This is a genomic window from Spirosoma knui, from assembly GCF_054780635.1.
The window spans coordinates 350,455-366,108 of record NZ_BAAGVY010000004.1 but is presented as its reverse complement, the minus strand read 5'-3'; the positions used below and the strand labels follow the sequence as shown (position 1 = coordinate 366,108).

The 15,654-nt window shown below is 52.0% G+C and carries 9 protein-coding genes; 8 read left to right on the top strand and 1 reads right to left on the bottom strand.

Annotated features, from left to right (window positions below):
* Positions 1-4 precede the first annotated feature (4 nt).
* The 6 genes from ACYVIY_RS12135 to ACYVIY_RS12110 all read left to right on the top strand — a co-directional run bounded on the left by ACYVIY_RS12135 (position 5) and on the right by ACYVIY_RS12110 (position 12,865).
* On the top strand, positions 5-3,205 hold the full coding sequence (locus ACYVIY_RS12135) for a SusC/RagA family TonB-linked outer membrane protein (protein ID WP_460976620.1): 3,201 nt from the start codon (positions 5-7) through the stop codon (positions 3,203-3,205).
* A 12-nt stretch (positions 3,206-3,217) separates the two neighbouring features.
* Positions 3,218-4,654, top strand: coding sequence for a RagB/SusD family nutrient uptake outer membrane protein (locus ACYVIY_RS12130; protein ID WP_460976619.1), 1,437 nt, complete (start codon positions 3,218-3,220; stop codon positions 4,652-4,654).
* Positions 4,655-4,680: 26 nt separating this feature from the next.
* Positions 4,681-5,916, top strand: a complete 1,236-nt coding sequence (locus ACYVIY_RS12125) for a GDSL-type esterase/lipase family protein (protein WP_460976618.1) — start codon at positions 4,681-4,683, stop codon at positions 5,914-5,916.
* Between the two features lie 9 nt (positions 5,917-5,925).
* Positions 5,926-9,411, top strand: a complete 3,486-nt coding sequence (locus tag ACYVIY_RS12120) for a PVC-type heme-binding CxxCH protein (RefSeq protein WP_460976617.1) — start codon at positions 5,926-5,928, stop codon at positions 9,409-9,411.
* Positions 9,412-9,510: 99 nt separating this feature from the next.
* Entirely contained in the window at positions 9,511-12,051 is a 2,541-nt protein-coding gene (locus tag ACYVIY_RS12115; protein ID WP_460976616.1) for a hypothetical protein, read from the top strand.
* Positions 12,052-12,154: 103 nt separating this feature from the next.
* Entirely contained in the window at positions 12,155-12,865 is a 711-nt protein-coding gene (locus ACYVIY_RS12110) for an SGNH/GDSL hydrolase family protein (RefSeq protein WP_460976615.1), read from the top strand.
* A 21-nt stretch (positions 12,866-12,886) separates the two neighbouring features.
* Here ACYVIY_RS12110 and ACYVIY_RS12105 read toward each other — a convergent pair whose 3' ends face one another.
* Positions 12,887-13,690: a GntR family transcriptional regulator gene (locus ACYVIY_RS12105; RefSeq protein WP_460976614.1), complete on the bottom strand. Its 804-nt coding sequence runs from the start codon at positions 13,688-13,690 to the stop codon at positions 12,887-12,889.
* Positions 13,691-13,924: 234 nt separating this feature from the next.
* On the opposite strand from ACYVIY_RS12105, the gene ACYVIY_RS12100 reads away from it, so the two are divergent.
* Both ACYVIY_RS12100 and ACYVIY_RS12095 read left to right on the top strand, forming a co-directional pair.
* Positions 13,925-14,653: a membrane or secreted protein gene (locus ACYVIY_RS12100; RefSeq protein ID WP_460976613.1), complete on the top strand. Its 729-nt coding sequence runs from the start codon at positions 13,925-13,927 to the stop codon at positions 14,651-14,653.
* A 141-nt stretch (positions 14,654-14,794) separates the two neighbouring features.
* Complete coding sequence (locus ACYVIY_RS12095) at positions 14,795-15,625, top strand: arylamine N-acetyltransferase family protein (RefSeq protein ID WP_460976612.1); 831 nt, start codon at positions 14,795-14,797, stop codon at positions 15,623-15,625.
* Positions 15,626-15,654: the final 29 nt, after the last annotated feature.

The window sequence follows — 15,654 nt, the reverse complement described above, 5'->3', positions numbered from 1 at the left end:
ACGCATGAACAATTTTTTATTTTGTCGCCTGCGTCTCCTTGTTATCGGGAGTATGCTCAGTGTGTTGGCAGCGGTTACCGTCGTATCTGCTCAATCGGCCAAAGGGTTGGTGAGCGGTAAAATCACAGCGGCTGAAGATGGCGAAGCCCTGGTTGGCGCAACGGTTACGGAAAAAGGAACCACGAACGGCACGACCTCCGACGTCAACGGTACGTTTCGACTGAACGTTGCCGCCAATGCAACGCTGGTTGTCAGTTTTATTGGCTATGCTCCGCAGGAACTGACCGTTAATGGCCGCTCGACGATCAACGTATCGTTAAAAACGGATCAACAGCAACTCCAGGATGTGGTTGTGGTCGGTTACGGAACGCAGCGTAAGAAAGATTTGACGGGCTCGATTGTGAATCTGACCAGCAAAGACCTGGTTCCGGTTCCATCTGCCACGAGCGTCGACCAGATGTTGCAGGGTAAAGTGGCAGGCGTGCAGATTACGCAAACGTCGGGTGCGCCAGGCGGTAATGTCAACGTAGTGGTGCGGGGCATCAGCTCGATTACGGGCGGTAACTCACCTTTGTACGTAGTGGATGGATACGCGATTGGAACCGGTGGGGGAGGCTCTGATCTCAGCACATTCGCGTCGAACTCGTACTCGGCGAGCGGCATTGCCAATAGCAGCAGCACCAACCGGATCAATCCGTTAAGTACCATAAATCCGGCGGATATTGAATCGATTCAGGTTTTGAAAGATGCATCGGCAACGGCTATTTATGGATCGCGGGGCGCTAATGGCGTCGTGATTATTACAACCAAGCGGGGCAAGCTGGGCAAACCGACGATTAGCTTTGAGCACTCGACTGGGATTCAGGAGTTAGCCAAAAAGCTAAAGTTGTTGTCACCCCGTCAGTACGCTGAGTACGTTGCCGAGGGCCGGGATAATGCCTGGGTTTTCTCGGGTGGGAAGGCAACGGACCCTAATAACGTACGTAGTACCGCTACGCAGGTAAAGCCCGAGTTTCGGAACTTAGATCAACTTGCCAACACGGGCTACGGTACCGACTGGCAGGATGTGATCTTTCAGCAGGGACTCGTGCAGAACTATCAGCTGTCGGCCAGTGGCACCAGTAAAGATGTGGGGTACTACGTATCGGGTGGTTTTTTCGATCAGAAAGGCATCATTATCGGATCGAATTTTAAGAAGTTCACCCTACGTACCAACATCGATGCCCATCTGACCGAACGCCTGAAGTTAGGCGCTTCGTTTTCGGGTGCGCATTCCTACGGCGATTTTGCCAGAGCCGAAGGGCACCTGCAACATCGGGGACTGATTTCCGCTGCCCTGGCCAGCGATCCGACGATTCCGGTCTACAATCCCGATGGTACGCCCTATTCCGAGTTTTCGAGCCCAACGGGCATTCCGGTGGAAAATCCGGTGGTTATTGCGGCCGAGTTTTCCGATAAACGCAATAACTCCAACGTATTTACGAACAACTATCTACAATACGAATTTGCGCCCGGCCTGGTGTTCAAAACGTCGGTCGGCGTCAACTATTCCAATAACATAACCCGCTTATGGAAATCATCGAAGGTTGGTTTGGCGACCAGCCGGACGGGGGCCGCCACGGCTGGCGTTACGGAGATTAAAAGCCTGAACTGGCTGAACGAGAATACCCTGAACTACCGGCATAAGTACGGCGATAAGCACGATCTCGATGCGTTGGTTGGGTTCACGGTCCAGAAGAACACAGACGAGATTTTGCAGGCGGGGGCCACCGATTTTCCAACCGACGACGTACCGTATTTAGCCGCCGGTGCCGTTACGTCTGGCACGAATTACAAAAGTGAATGGTCGATGATGTCGTGGCTGGCGCGGGTCAACTATACGTTGGCGGGTAAATACCTGTTTACAGCCACGATTCGTGCCGACGGTAGCTCACGCTTTGGTTCTCAGAACCGCTGGGGTACATTCCCGTCATTCTCGGCTGCCTATCGCCTGTCTGATGAATCGTTTATGAAGTCGGTCGCCTTTATCAGCGATCTGAAACTTCGGGCCAGCTACGGTATATCCGGCAATAACCTGATTCCCAATTATGCCAGTCAGGGCCTGCTGGGTATCCAACGAAATGTGCAGAACGGGCAGGTCGTATCGGGCGTTGTTCCGACGAGTTTAGCCAACAATGTACTCACCTGGGAGCAGTCGGTTCAAACGAACGTTGGCCTAGATCTGTCGCTATTCCAGAATCGCCTGTCATTTGTTGTGGATGCCTACCGCTCGTATAAAAAGAATCTCTTGCTGAACGTAATTCTACCGGCTGCGTCGGGCTTTTCGAGTTCGGTTCAGAACATCGGACAGGTTGAGAATAAGGGCCTTGAGCTCACCATCAACTCCCAGAATATCAACAAAGGTCCGTTTCAGTGGAGCACCGATTTTAACATCAGCTGGAACCGCAACAAAGTGCTGGCCCTAAATTCAGAAACGGCTCGTATTCAAACGTCCGACTATCAGGTTGCGCAGGTTGGTTACCCAATTTCCAGCTTCCGGTTGCTCAACATTCTGGGCGTGTTTCAGAGTCAGGAAGAAGTCAATAACAGTCCGAAACAGCACCCACGCGTGCAGCCGGGCGACTATCGCTACCAGGATGCGAACGGTGACGGAACCATCACGGCCGCTGACCGGACCATCGTCGGCAATCCCTGGCCCGATTTTACGTGGGGGTTCGGCAACCGGCTCTCGTATAAGAACCTAAGCCTGAACATCAACGTAAATGGCTCGCAGGGCAACGAAATCTACTTCCAGGGTGGTGAGGTGTCGCTGAACGGTGCCGGGGTGCAAAACCAGCTGGCGAGCATGAACGACCGCTGGCGTTCGGTGGAAAGTCCCGGTGCGGGGCTGTACTCGCGGGCGATACGTAATGACTACGCCTTTGGGTTCAGTGCGGCCACCACCAAGTACTTGTTCGATGGTTCGTTTGTCCGGATTCGGAATGTGAATCTGGCGTATGCCTTTCCGCAGCCGCTGACCACGAAACTCAAACTACAGGCCTTTTCGGTCTATGCCGATGTAACGAACCTGTTCACCTTCACGAAGTACCCCGGCTATGACCCCGAAGGCAGCACAACCGGCGACAATGTTGCCCGCAGCGGTATCGACTTCTTCGCCTACCCGAACCCACGCACCTACACTCTTGGCCTTCGTATCACGCTATAAGCCTATCTGGTTATGAGAAAGAAACTAATCCTCCTCCTGCTCCTGGCGACGTCGACGTTCTCCTGCAAAGATTTTCTGGCCCTAACGCCGGAATATCAGATCAGCGATCAAACGTTTTACAAAAACCAGAACGATTTTGCGACGGCGCTGACGGGTGTTTACAGTACGTTCCGGGGCATGTTCAGCAGCAGTGTCCTGTATATGACGGAGCTGACAACCGACAATACCGAGATCCAGTGGTCGTCGCCCTCGACGGATGAGATGCAGATGGACCAGAACGCCGTTACGGCAACCAATACGTATGTACAGAGCGTCTGGAATACCTGTCTATACACCATCTCCCGGAGCAATGCCATTCTGAATCGCATCGACGGCGTTAATTTTGATCAGGCTGCCAAAGACCAGATTAAGGGTGAAGCCAGATTTTTACGGGCGTATGCGTACTTCTATCTGGTCCGGTTGTATGGAAATGCGCCGATCATCACGCAGACATTCAGCAGCCCGGCTCAGGTAGCGTCAGCCGATCTGGCCCTGAAACCCCGCGACGAAGTGTATAAAGTGATACTGGCCGATCTGGCGGAAGCTGAAACGTTGCTCCCCGCTACGCTCAATACCGATAAGACCAGAGCTTCCCGAATGACGGTGAAATCGCTGCTGGGTAAAGTGCACCTGACCCTGAAAAATTACGATCAGGCAGCCACGAAGCTCAAAGAAGTAGTTGATGCGAAGTCGTACTCACTGGTGCCGAACTATCAGGCCCTGTTCACCAACGGCAACAACAACCTGGCCGAGTCGATTTTTGAAATTCAATACGTATCGGGCCGGAGTATGGGAAATAACTATTCGGCGATTTTTACGCCCGCCATTACCAGTATGGCTATTTTTTCGAACAACCTACAAGGGGCGGGCCGGATTACGCCTACGCTGGACCTGTTCAAAGCCTACGAGGCTGGTGATGCCCGTAAGACTGTATCCGTAAATGACTCCGTTACGTTGATCGGCGGTAAAAAGTCGTACAGTCGCTATGGGCTTAAATTCGTTGATTTCAAAGCCATCGACCTGTCAGACGGTAGCGTTACGTTTATTCCGCTCCGCTATGCCGATGTGGTATTAATGTATGCTGAAGTGCTCAACGAACAGGGTAAAACCGCCGATGCGCTGCCTTATATTAATTTGGTGAGAACGCGGGCAAAACTCCCTAATCTGGCCAGCACCAGCCAGGCCGATGTACGATTGGCGCTCGAAAAAGAGCGACAGGTAGAGTTTCTCTACGAAGGTCATCGCTGGTTCGATCTGGTTCGGACCGGAAGAGCGCAAACGGTCATGAATGCGCATTACGCGAACCTGAAGCTCTCGTTCAGGCTGGATGATTTTGAACTTGTTTTCCCGATTCCGCAAAACGAGGTTGACCTCAACCCAACCGTAGTAAAGCAAAACCCCGGCTATTAAACCAACAGCACACAAGCGAATTACCTATGCGAAAACCGACCAAATCAGGCTTACTTTTCTTTTTGCTGATAAGTGTTTTAAGTAGATTAGGCTTCAGCCAGACCACCGAAGCATTTGAGCTGAAATCGGGCGACCGGGGCACGCCTGACCGGGTGGTTTTTCTGGGTAATTCGCTGATGGAAGATGACGTACAGTTTGGCTATCTCGAACTGGCCTTAACGACGCGTTTCCCGAATCGGAACGTAACGTTTCGAAACATTGGCTGGTCGGGAGATAACGTATTTGGCGAAGCGCGTAGCTACGTAACGACTCCGCCCTCGCCTTACGAACTGCTCATTCAGCAACTCACCAATGCCAAACCCACGGTGGTGTTTCTGGCCTATGGTGGGGTTGAAGCGCAGGATGGTGAAGCCGGGTTAGGGCGGTTCAAACAAGGGCTGAATCGATTGATGGATAAGATAGATTCGCTGGGAGCCAGAACGGTGCTGGTATCGCCGATTCCGGTGTTGTTGCCCATGTCGGATAACGTAACGCAACGGAACGCGGCTTTGGAAAGCTATGCATCGGCTATTGCACAAACGGCGGCTGAACGGAAAAAACGCTACGTTGATCTGTTCAAACCAATTCAGGAAGCAGGCAAACAGGCGGTAATTACCGACGATGGTATCCACCTCAACGAAACGGGCTACTATTATCTGGCTACGGCGTTGGAGAAAGGCCTGGGGCTACCAGCACGTAACCCCGGAATTACCATCGACGTAGCGAAAAAATCGGTCGAATCGGCCACGCCGACGAAGCTGCTGAACGTCGATAAGTCGGGGGCAAACGTACGCTTTACTGTTGATGAATCGTACCTGCCGCTGCCGGCACCGAAGCAGGATGGAAAAGCTATAGCCGTTGATAACGGACAGAAACTGACGATAACGGGTTTGAAAAAGGGATTTTATACACTGACCGTCGATAACGACGAGGTAATTACCGCTTCAGCTAAGCAATGGGCCGAGGGGGTTACGCTCAGGCAGGGGCCTTCGTTTACGCGGTCAGCCGAATTGCAGACGCTCATCCAGAAAAAGAATGAACTGCATTTCTTCCAGTATCGCCCCCTGAATCAGACGTACATTATTGGGTTCCGTTCTTACGAGCAGGGCCGTCATAAAAAAGGGCTGGAAGAGCAGAGCTATATTATTACCTGGCTTGAAGGGCAGCTAGCTGCCACGAACCAACCCAACCCCGCAACGTATCAACTTACCCAGCTAAAGTAACCCGCCACCATGCTACGTATTCGTTCCGTACGACCCTTAGCTTTACTTCGTAAAAGCCTGATTATCCCGGCGCTCGTGCTGACAACGGCATTAGTCAATCAGGATAAAAACGCCGACGTGCCTGATGCCGACGTTCAGAAAGAACTCGAATCGTTCAAGATTGCCGATGGGTTTGAGGTGACGTTGTTTGCCGCCGAACCGCTGGTTGCCAAGCCGATTCAAATGAACTGGGATGCCGAAGGCCGGTTGTGGGTGGTGAGCAGTACGGCCTATCCGCACCTGAAAACGGGCGAACAGGCCAATGATAAGATTTTTGTGCTGGAAGATACCAACGGCGACGGTAAGGCGGATAAGTCAACCATTTTTGCCGAAGGCCTGCTCACGCCAACGGGAATTCTGCCCGGCGATGGCGGGGTGTACGTAGCCAACTCGACCGAAATTCTACATTTCGCCGATACCGACGGCGATGGTAAAGCCGACAAAAAACGTCGGGTTCTAAGCGGTTTTGGTACCGCCGATACCCACCACCTGATTCATACGTTTCGCTGGGGGCTAGAAGGAAGTTTGTATTTTAACCAGTCGATTTACATCTACAGCCACGTCGAAACGCCGTCGGGTATCAAACGGCTCGAAGGTGGTGGCGTCTGGCAATTACGTCCCAACGAGCGCGAACTCGATGTGTACGCCAAAGGGCTGATTAATCCGTGGGGCTTGCAGTTTTCGCGCTGGGGCAATTCTTTCCTGACGGATGGGGCTGGAGGTGAGGGGATTAACTATGCCTTTCCCGGTGCTACCTTCGTAACAGCACCCGGTGCCGAGCGTATTTTGCGTGGACTGAACCCCGGCCAGCCGAAACACAGCGGACTGGATATTATCACCGGAAAGCACATGCCGGATGCCTGGCAGGAACGTTTGATTACGAACGACTTTCGGGCCAACCGCATTAATAGTTTTAAACTTGAAGAACAGGGCAGTGGCTTCGTATCGAAACAACAGGACGATCTGCTCTGGACCAACCACGTAGCGTTTCGTCCGGTCGATATTTCGATGGGTCCCGATGGAGCGATCTACGTAGCGGACTGGTACAACCCGATTATTCAGCACGGTGAAGTCGATTTTCACGACCCGCGTCGCGACCAGCAGCACGGACGTATCTGGCGGATTGTGGCGAAAAACCGACCGCTGGTAAAGAAGCCGGATCTGGCAAAAGCATCCGTTACTGAACTGCTCGATGCGCTACGTCAGCCGGAGGACTGGACGCGCTTGCAGGCTAAACAAACGCTGAAACGTCGGCCCTGGCAGGAAGTTATTCCGGCGCTGGATAAATGGGTGAGCGAATTAGACAAAAACGCGGCTGATTACGAACACGTATTGCTCGAAGGGCTCTGGACGTATCAAACGCTTAACGCCGTCAATGAGTCAATACTACGTTCGCTGCTCAACGCTAAAGATCACAATGCGCGGGCCGCTGCATTACGGGCTTTTCAGTTGTGGCATGGCAAACTGAAGGATGAAGCTGCCTTACTATCGAAAGCCGTTCAGGATCCGCACCCGCGCGTTCGGCTCGAAGCGGTGGTGGCGCTGCGGAAAGTCAATTCGGCTGATGCGGCCCGTTCGGCTCTTACAGCACTCGACCAGCCCATGGACGAATTTCTGGATTTTGCTCTCTGGCAAACCGTTCGTGAACTCGAACCGAAGTGGGCCAGCAAGTTAAAGAGCGAACCAAACTTTTTGGGCGATGGCAAAAAAACAGTATTTGCGCTGAAATCGGTAAGCAGTGCCGAAGCCATTGCGCAGCTGACGCAGCTTTATCAGAAAGGTCAGGTACCCGAAGCATATCAGAAGGATGTGCTGGCATCGATTGCGAAATGGGGCAAGGTGGCTGAACTGAATACGGTATTCGACATGGCCGTTCAAAACGCGCAGGATAAACAAACTGCCGCTCGATTGAGTGCGTTGGCTGATGCCGCCCGTCAACGGAACCTGAAACCATCGAACGAGCTAAACCGCATTGCTAATTTTCTAACTAGCAGCGATCAGGAGGTTACTACCAACGCAATTCGGCTGGTGGGTCTGTGGCGGATGGAAGCGCTAAGCGACCGACTTGTTACGTTAATTCGGCAAGGAGAAAAGCCGATCAAAAAAGTGGCTTTGGGCGCACTGGCAACCATCGGAACCGACAAAACGCGCAAGCTTCTTACCGATATGAGCGGCCCGAAAAATCCCGCCGACTTACGGATGCTGGCAACGGCCCAACTGGTGTGGTCAGATCCAACAGAAGCAGCACATATTGGCAGTGATTTGCTACGTACGCTGCCTGCCGAAACCGATGCAACCGAATTGTTTCAGGCGTTTTTTGCGTCGAAAAACGGTACCCAGGCCTTGGCCGATGCCATAGCCGCCAAAAAGATTTCGGAGTCGTTTGCCAAAACCGGCCGTCAACTGATGGTGCGGGGAATGCCCTGGAATCGGCAGAAAACCGACGAGACATTAGCTCTGCAAAAAGCACTCGAAAACTCCGGTGGTACGTTGCCCATGGAGCAAATGCCGCAGGAACTGAACGAGCAGGAAATCACGTCACTGGCTACTCAGGTTCGGCAATCGGCCGATCCGATGCTGGGCGAGAAAGTGTTTCGGAAGCAGGAATTGCTTTGCCAGACCTGCCACGCGCTGGGCGGAGCGGGCGGACGTATCGGTCCGGATTTGAGCAGTTTAGGTACCAGCTCACCCATCGAAACCATTATCCGGTCGGTGCTGTACCCCACGGTGTCCATTAAGGAAGGCTACGAATTGCAACGTATCGTGAAGAAAGACGGTACGGAAATGATGGCGTATCTGGTCAGTAATGGTACGTCGGAAGTAGTGGTGCGCGACGTATCGGGTACGGAAATCGCCATCCCGAAAAATCAGATTATAACCGTCGAAAAGACGCCCGGTTCCCTGATGCCTCCCGGCTTAACGGCTGGCCTGGACAGGCAGGAGTTTGTTAACCTGATTGGCTTCCTGTCGAAAATTGGCGAGTCGGGGCAGTTCCGCGTTCCGACAACCCGGTTCGTCCGGCGTTGGAATACCCTTTCGGATAGTAAGGATCTGGCCCGGAAAGTAGCGCAGGATGCGGGCTACGTAGCGAAAGACAACGGTAAACTAGCTGCTATGCCCATTTACAGCAATGTGTCGGGCGGATTGCCCGTCGATGAGCTTCCGGTCGTGGAGGTGAGCCCGGGCAAACGCTACAGCTTTGTCCGGTTCGATATGGAAGTGGTCAGCAAAGGAAACGTCGATATGGATTTCAGTTCAACCGCCGGGATAACGGCTTGGGCTGGACAGAAACCGTTGAAGGTGAACGCGAAAGGCGTAACGGCAGACCTGCCACAAGGCATGCAGACCATTACGCTGGCCATCGACAGAGCGCAGTTTAAAGACGGGAAACTGGCTATTCAGCTTCAAGATGCCCAGCAATCGCCCGCCCAAATTCGACTCACTATGGGACGCTAGAAGCCGCTATTCTTAACTAGTTTTTGAGCCTGATTTTTACCTGCCGAAAGCCTTGGTTTTCGGCAGGACAGGAACGTTTTTGTCTAAACTTTTTGACGTATGCGTACGCAAATCATCGGTTTTGTGAGTGCCCTGAGTATTGCCATTTTCGGCTTTACGACCAGTATCGATACGCCTAATCTGGACAACTCGACGTTACGGGGTAAAAACTTCAATAACGTAACGCTCGAACTGTCGCTCAAGCCGTTCAAAAAGAACGACAAAGCCTACATTCAGCAGGTAGCTACGGAATTGTTCACGCAATGGGCGTCGCTGCTGCGGCATACCGATACGGTGTCGGTGATGATGTGGACGTCCGACGGTTCAGAAATCCTGGATTATACCGGCAAGATGAATCAGCCGCTCGAATGGGCCAGGTACATGGGCAATCCCAACACCAACCACGAAGTGGGTTCGAGCCCAGCCGATCTGTCGCTGCACCAGCGCGCGCTGCTGTACATGGACAATCCGCCTGCCTATACGTACGGCGATCTGAAATTCATTGTGCAGGCATTGAAAGAAGCCGGGCAACGCATAACCGGAAAACCGGTACGTATCGGCGCTACGTTCGATCCGGGGCCGGAGTTTGCCAGATCGGACTTTAAGTATAAAAAGCATCCCGAAATTCTGGGCGGCAATGCCATGGGTCACAAAACCATGGTGAGTTGCTACGCTACGTTGAATGCCGACAGTCAGCCGTATGCGGGTTTCCCGAAAGGTATTCCGGCCAACACGCCATTCGGTACGTTTTTGGGCCGCCAAAGTCAGCATTTTCTGACCGATATGGGATACGATTTTATTTGGCTCAGCAATGGGTTTGGGTTTGGGGTAGAAGGCTGGTCATCAACGGGTGCTATTTTCAACGGGAAAGAATTTGCCGCCGAAAAGCTGGCGAATACGCGTGAGCTGATCGCGGGTTTCTGGAATCTGTTTCGAAAAGAATGCCCTGGTTTTCAAATTCAGACGCGCGGAACAAACCTGTCGACCGGAGCGGATCTGGCCCGTGATGGCGTTGATTTAAAACAGATTTACGGCGGGAAATACAACATGCTGCCACCGCCCAATTCTCCCTGGGCCGCGCTCGACGGCGACTTCGGACTGGAAATGGTCGGCTATATGTCGCGGATGGCCGAGCTACCCGACGAGCGGTATCTGTTCCGGTATTACACGCATGACCCATGGTGGGTAAACAGCCCCTGGCTCGACCGTTACGGACAGGAGCCGCACGACATTTACCTGCCGATGGCAGTGGCACGGATCAACGCAAAGGGCGAAATCAAACTGCCGACGCACCTGAATTTCCTGACTGCCGACAATACGTACGGCGAAATGCCCGCGCAGGTGCCCGATGAAGTGACGCCCCACATTTTGAAAGCCCGCTACGATTCGCCAACCGCACCGGGGCCGCTGGTTTGGGTGTACCCGTTTGAGGAATACCATACGTGGGCTTACAAAGACGGCAAACGCCTGCCCGAGATTTACTACGGTGACTGGCTTATTCGTCAGGCCATCAACAACGGTTTCCCGCTGAACACAATCATATCGACCAGCTCGTTCCAGAAAGTTGTTACGTCGAAACCCACATTTTTCAATGAATCCGTGCTCGTGAGCATCGTACCGGATGCGGGTTCGTCGCTTGAAAAATCACTAATCGATTTCGTACAGAACGGAGGTAAACTGCTCGTCTACGGTCCTGCCGATCATGCTGGTCCCGCGTTTCTGAATCTGCTGAATTTGCAGAATGGAACGGCGCTGGAAGGCGATTTTCAGGTCAATTCTCGAATTACGTTCGACAAGCTGACGAAAGCGTATCCCAGCAAAATCACGCATCAGGCGTTGTTTTCGGGCGGTGGCGTTGCTACGTCGGTGAAGGACAAAGCTGACAAATCGACCAATGTACTGACGAAAATGACGCAGGGCAGCAACAGCCGCGACGTCGTCTGGACACGTAGCAAATCCGAGTGGAAAGGCGGTAAAGTAGCGTACGTGCGTGGCACCAACTCCAGCAAATTTACGGGTGGCAAACTCCTGACTCCCGATAATCCCGACGAACTATTTACCGGGCCGCTGCTGATGCGTTACGTACTGAACGAGTTTGGTCTGGATTACCGAATCGACAAACGAAATCCGTCGGTCAAAAATCCGGTACTGACCATTTCACGTAGCAGCAATGGCTTTTTCTTCTCCGGCTATTGCCCGAACACGACCATTACGCATCGGTTCAAAATGCCGCAGGGTGCGCCTATACTGACGGGCTACGAAACCGAGCTGGCCGATGGCTATTCGGTGTATAACCTGCCTAAAGCGTGGCATCGGGAAAGCCGGTTCTTTATTGATCAGACGGACGGAATAATCTCGTGTCAGGAAATGACGTCGGGTGTGCAGCACATGAAACGTTGTGTAAAGCTGACGGGCCTGAAAAACGCGACGGTACGTATCTATCCCGATGAGGGCGTTACCGACAAGGGACTGAATGTCTATACGAACACGGGCTATCCGTGGGGGAAAAAGCCGCAGGCTGCGTTTAAGCCCGGCGATAAAAAGTTGGGTAATCATTACGTTGTCGAAAACGCAACGGGTGATCTGGTGGTGTTCTGGTAAACGATGGGCTACAAAGGTACCCCCTGGAAACAGGTGCCGCTTATTGAATCCGGCTTACTGGGGCTCGTTACGATCCAGTTGGTGAAACAACGAAAGATGCTCCATGACAACTAGACTATCTGTATTCATAACCGTTCTGCTGATCGGCCTGTCGTCCGGATTGCAGGCGCAGCAGGCGGACTCTGCTACGTATCTAGCCGCTGTGAAAAACGAGTTGAACGCCGTTTGGCCAAAGAACCGGACAATTAATCTGGTATTTCACGGACACTCCGTACCGGCCGGGTACTGGCATGACCATGAGGTCCATACGCTGGAGTCGTACCCTAACTTGCTCCTGAAAAAGCTTAAAGAGCAATATCCCTACGCTGTTATCAACGTAATTGTTACGGCCATTGGCGGGGAAAATTCGATAAAAGGGCAGGCCAGGTTTGAGCAGGAGGTACTGGTGCATAAGCCCGACGTTCTGTTCATTGATTACGCCCTGAACGACCAGTCGGCCGGGCTTGAAAAAGCGAAAGAAGCCTGGGAGAAAATGATTCAGGCCGCTCTCGCGAAAAACATAAAAATCATTCTGCTGACCCCGTCGCCTGATCAGCGGGTCGATATAGTAGCTGCGGGCAATCGGCTGGAACTACACACGAACCAGATCCTGAAGCTGGCCGAAACGCATCATGTTGGCATCGGCAATCCGTACGCTCAGTTCAGAAAAGTGGCGGTGCGTGGCGAGTTGCCAGCTTATATGTCGCATGTAAATCACCCGAACCAGAAAGGGCACGAGCTCATTGCCACTGAGTTGCTAAAATGGTTCAGGTAGCGTGTGTAATCTGTTGCTTATCTACGACTCTACTTGTGCGGTGATTGGGTTTGCCGGGCGGTAATCCTTTTCGGGGTTGGCGATGATGGCAAATTTGTATTTATCGCCGTGATAATACGACTGCTCAATTTCCACGACTTTCTCTCCCGTACATATAACCGCACTGTCTAAGACGAAAACGGGCGTTGGCTTACTTAATTCAAAATTAGTGGTGTTAGGTTCGAGAATTTTTACGCCCAGCGTTTGCTGTACTTCTGTGATTTTTAAGTGATAATTCGTCTCGTAGACTTTAAAATAGGAGGCTTCCGTTGGTATTTTATTGATCTTCGGGCAAAGCGTCAAGGAGATATAGCGCACTTCATCTTTGATGAGCAACTCATCGGCGTAGCGAAGTTGGTGAAGTTTAAGTACCGGCCCCTCGATAATGAAATGGCGATTGTTGATCTCCGACGAAATACCATCGGGCAATACGGTCTTTTCGAGAACGATGTTTTTGGGGGTAAACCCTTCGGCAATCAGACTGTCGTGAAACCCCCGCCGGGTTGCGTAAATAGAGCCGAGCGTACGTAACAGGTGGTGATCTTCAGTCCGGTTCAGGACAAAGGTTCCTTTGCCTTTAATTCGGCGGGCCCAGCCTTTCGACTCGATTTCGAGCAGGGTTTTGCGGGCGGTTGTGTTGCTTATGTTAAAGGTCTTGATCAGTTCATTTTCCGACGGAATCTGGTCTCCTGGCTTCAATTCTCCCGTTCTTATCTTTTCGATAATAGTTTCGCTAAGCGCGATAAACTTCGCTTTTCCTGCCGCTACGAGATTATTCTTTTCCATCCAGTTTTAGTCACCAACGGAAGCAAATTTAATAAGTTAATGGGTGCTTCTGTTTCGCGGGGTCGTTTTAAGAGTTACCGGTAGCTAAAAGTAACGAATACTGGTTTTAAACACTTCTGAGTAAAGATCAAACTATCCGAAGTGCGCACATAGCTGAATCCGAACATCTCATTTTGAGTAGTCGATCTAAGCTTTGTGCCTTTGAGATAAACAACGAACTAAACTTGATAAACTATGAAAGCACAGTTGACACTGGCGTTGTTGTTCATACTGGGGATAGGTGCATCGTTCAAGCCGGTTAAGACGGACGTAGACGGTGCCTGGCGAACGACTGACGCAGCCGGAAAAACCGTGATGCTGACAATCATCGATAACTACCTCATGCAGACAACCTATGAACCGACTCGCTTTATCGGTACGCGCGGAGGAGTGTGCCAACGTAATGGGGATGCCTTGACGCTAACCGTTGAATTCGATTCGCAGGATAGCAGCCGGGTCGGGCAGGCAGAATCGTATAAAATGGGTCTGCAAAACGGGAAACTTACCGTAACGGGTAAGGCCGGTTCGCAAACGTTTACGCGCGTTGACGAGCCTTCAGCGCAGACACCCCTGGCGGGCCTGTGGCGGATTACGGGTCGGGCAAATGAGAGCGGACAAATCACGGCTATGCAGCGAGGTGCCCGAAAAACGATCAAACTGCTTACGGGGAGCCGTTTTCAATGGGCGGCCATCAATCCACAAACGAAACAGTTCTCCGGGACCGGTGGCGGTACGTATACATTCACGAATGGGCAGTATACCGAAACCATTGATTTCTTCTCCCGCGATAACAGCCGGGTTGGGCGTTCGCTTACTTTCACCGACAAGGTAACTGGCAGCGAATGGACCCACACAGGCCAGAGTTCGACCGGTGGCCAGGTAAATGAAATCTGGACGCGTGAACCAACCGGGAATGCCCGCTGATCAAGTACTAAACTAAAGCGTTAACACAGTTTGACCTGGGGCTACCCGGTGACAATTCAGGTGGTAGGATTGTCAGTTTACCAGTTAGTTGGCACAGTTCAGCAGAACAGTTCTAGACGTTTGTAAGGTTTTATTCCAATTTTGGCCGGAATTAATGAAAAAATAGCGGCCATGAACGTCAGTGCTTATCTCGAACGGCTTCATTATACCGATGGGTTAGATACAACACTGGAAACTTTGCAGAAACTGCATTACCAGCACTTGTTAACGATACCCCTCGAAAATCTGGATATTCACTACGGTCAACCGATTGAGCTGGATCGTGACGCGCTGTTCGATAAACTGATTACGCGGAAACGGGGCGGCTTCTGCTATGAACTCAACGGCCTTTTCTTCGAACTACTCCGAACGATTGGGTTTCAGGTAAAGCGGGTATCAGGTCGTATTTATGAACCGGGCAAAGGTTATAACCCTGAATTCGACCACCTGGCGATTATCGCGCACATCGAGGGTACCGACTGGCTGGTTGACGTTGGACTTGGTCGCCGGTTTCCCTTGTACCCGCTGGCGGTAACGTGCGACGTGCCTCAGTCCGACAGAACCGGCTGTTACGTACTCACAAAACACGATGATCAGTACCTGGCCGTTCGCCAAAAGGACGAAGCCGGAAACTGGATCACCGCGTATATCTTTTCATTGACGCCACGGGATATTCACGAGTTTGACGCGATGTGTATTTATCATCAAACTTCGGAGCACTCGTATTTCACGCAGAACATGCTCTGCACGGTTGTTACGTCGCAGGGCCGCATTACGTTAACGGATAATCGGCTGACGATTACCGAAAGCGGACGGATCATCCGGAAGGATGTGATAAACCGTCATGCCTTTGAGTACCTGCTGGAGACGTATTTCCACATTCGGTTTGATTCCGAAGCTTGCCGGTTGGAGGGAGTAGCGTTGAAAAGGTAATGGTGCTACGTTGCCTGGGCTAGAGACTA

Excerpts from the sequence above, each read along its gene's own strand:
- ACYVIY_RS12125 (WP_460976618.1), top strand. The coding sequence starts at position 4,681 with ATGCGAAAACCGACCAAATCAGGCTTACTTTTCTTTTTGCTGATAAGT.
- ACYVIY_RS12105 (WP_460976614.1), bottom strand. The coding sequence starts at position 13,690 with ATGGAAAAGAATAATCTCGTAGCGGCAGGAAAAGCGAAGTTTATCGCG.
- ACYVIY_RS12115 (WP_460976616.1), top strand. The coding sequence starts at position 9,511 with ATGCGTACGCAAATCATCGGTTTTGTGAGTGCCCTGAGTATTGCCATT.
- ACYVIY_RS12135 (WP_460976620.1), top strand. The coding sequence starts at position 5 with ATGAACAATTTTTTATTTTGTCGCCTGCGTCTCCTTGTTATCGGGAGT.
- ACYVIY_RS12120 (WP_460976617.1), top strand. The coding sequence starts at position 5,926 with ATGCTACGTATTCGTTCCGTACGACCCTTAGCTTTACTTCGTAAAAGC.
- ACYVIY_RS12130 (WP_460976619.1), top strand. The coding sequence starts at position 3,218 with ATGAGAAAGAAACTAATCCTCCTCCTGCTCCTGGCGACGTCGACGTTC.
- ACYVIY_RS12110 (WP_460976615.1), top strand. The coding sequence starts at position 12,155 with ATGACAACTAGACTATCTGTATTCATAACCGTTCTGCTGATCGGCCTG.
- ACYVIY_RS12100 (WP_460976613.1), top strand. The coding sequence starts at position 13,925 with ATGAAAGCACAGTTGACACTGGCGTTGTTGTTCATACTGGGGATAGGT.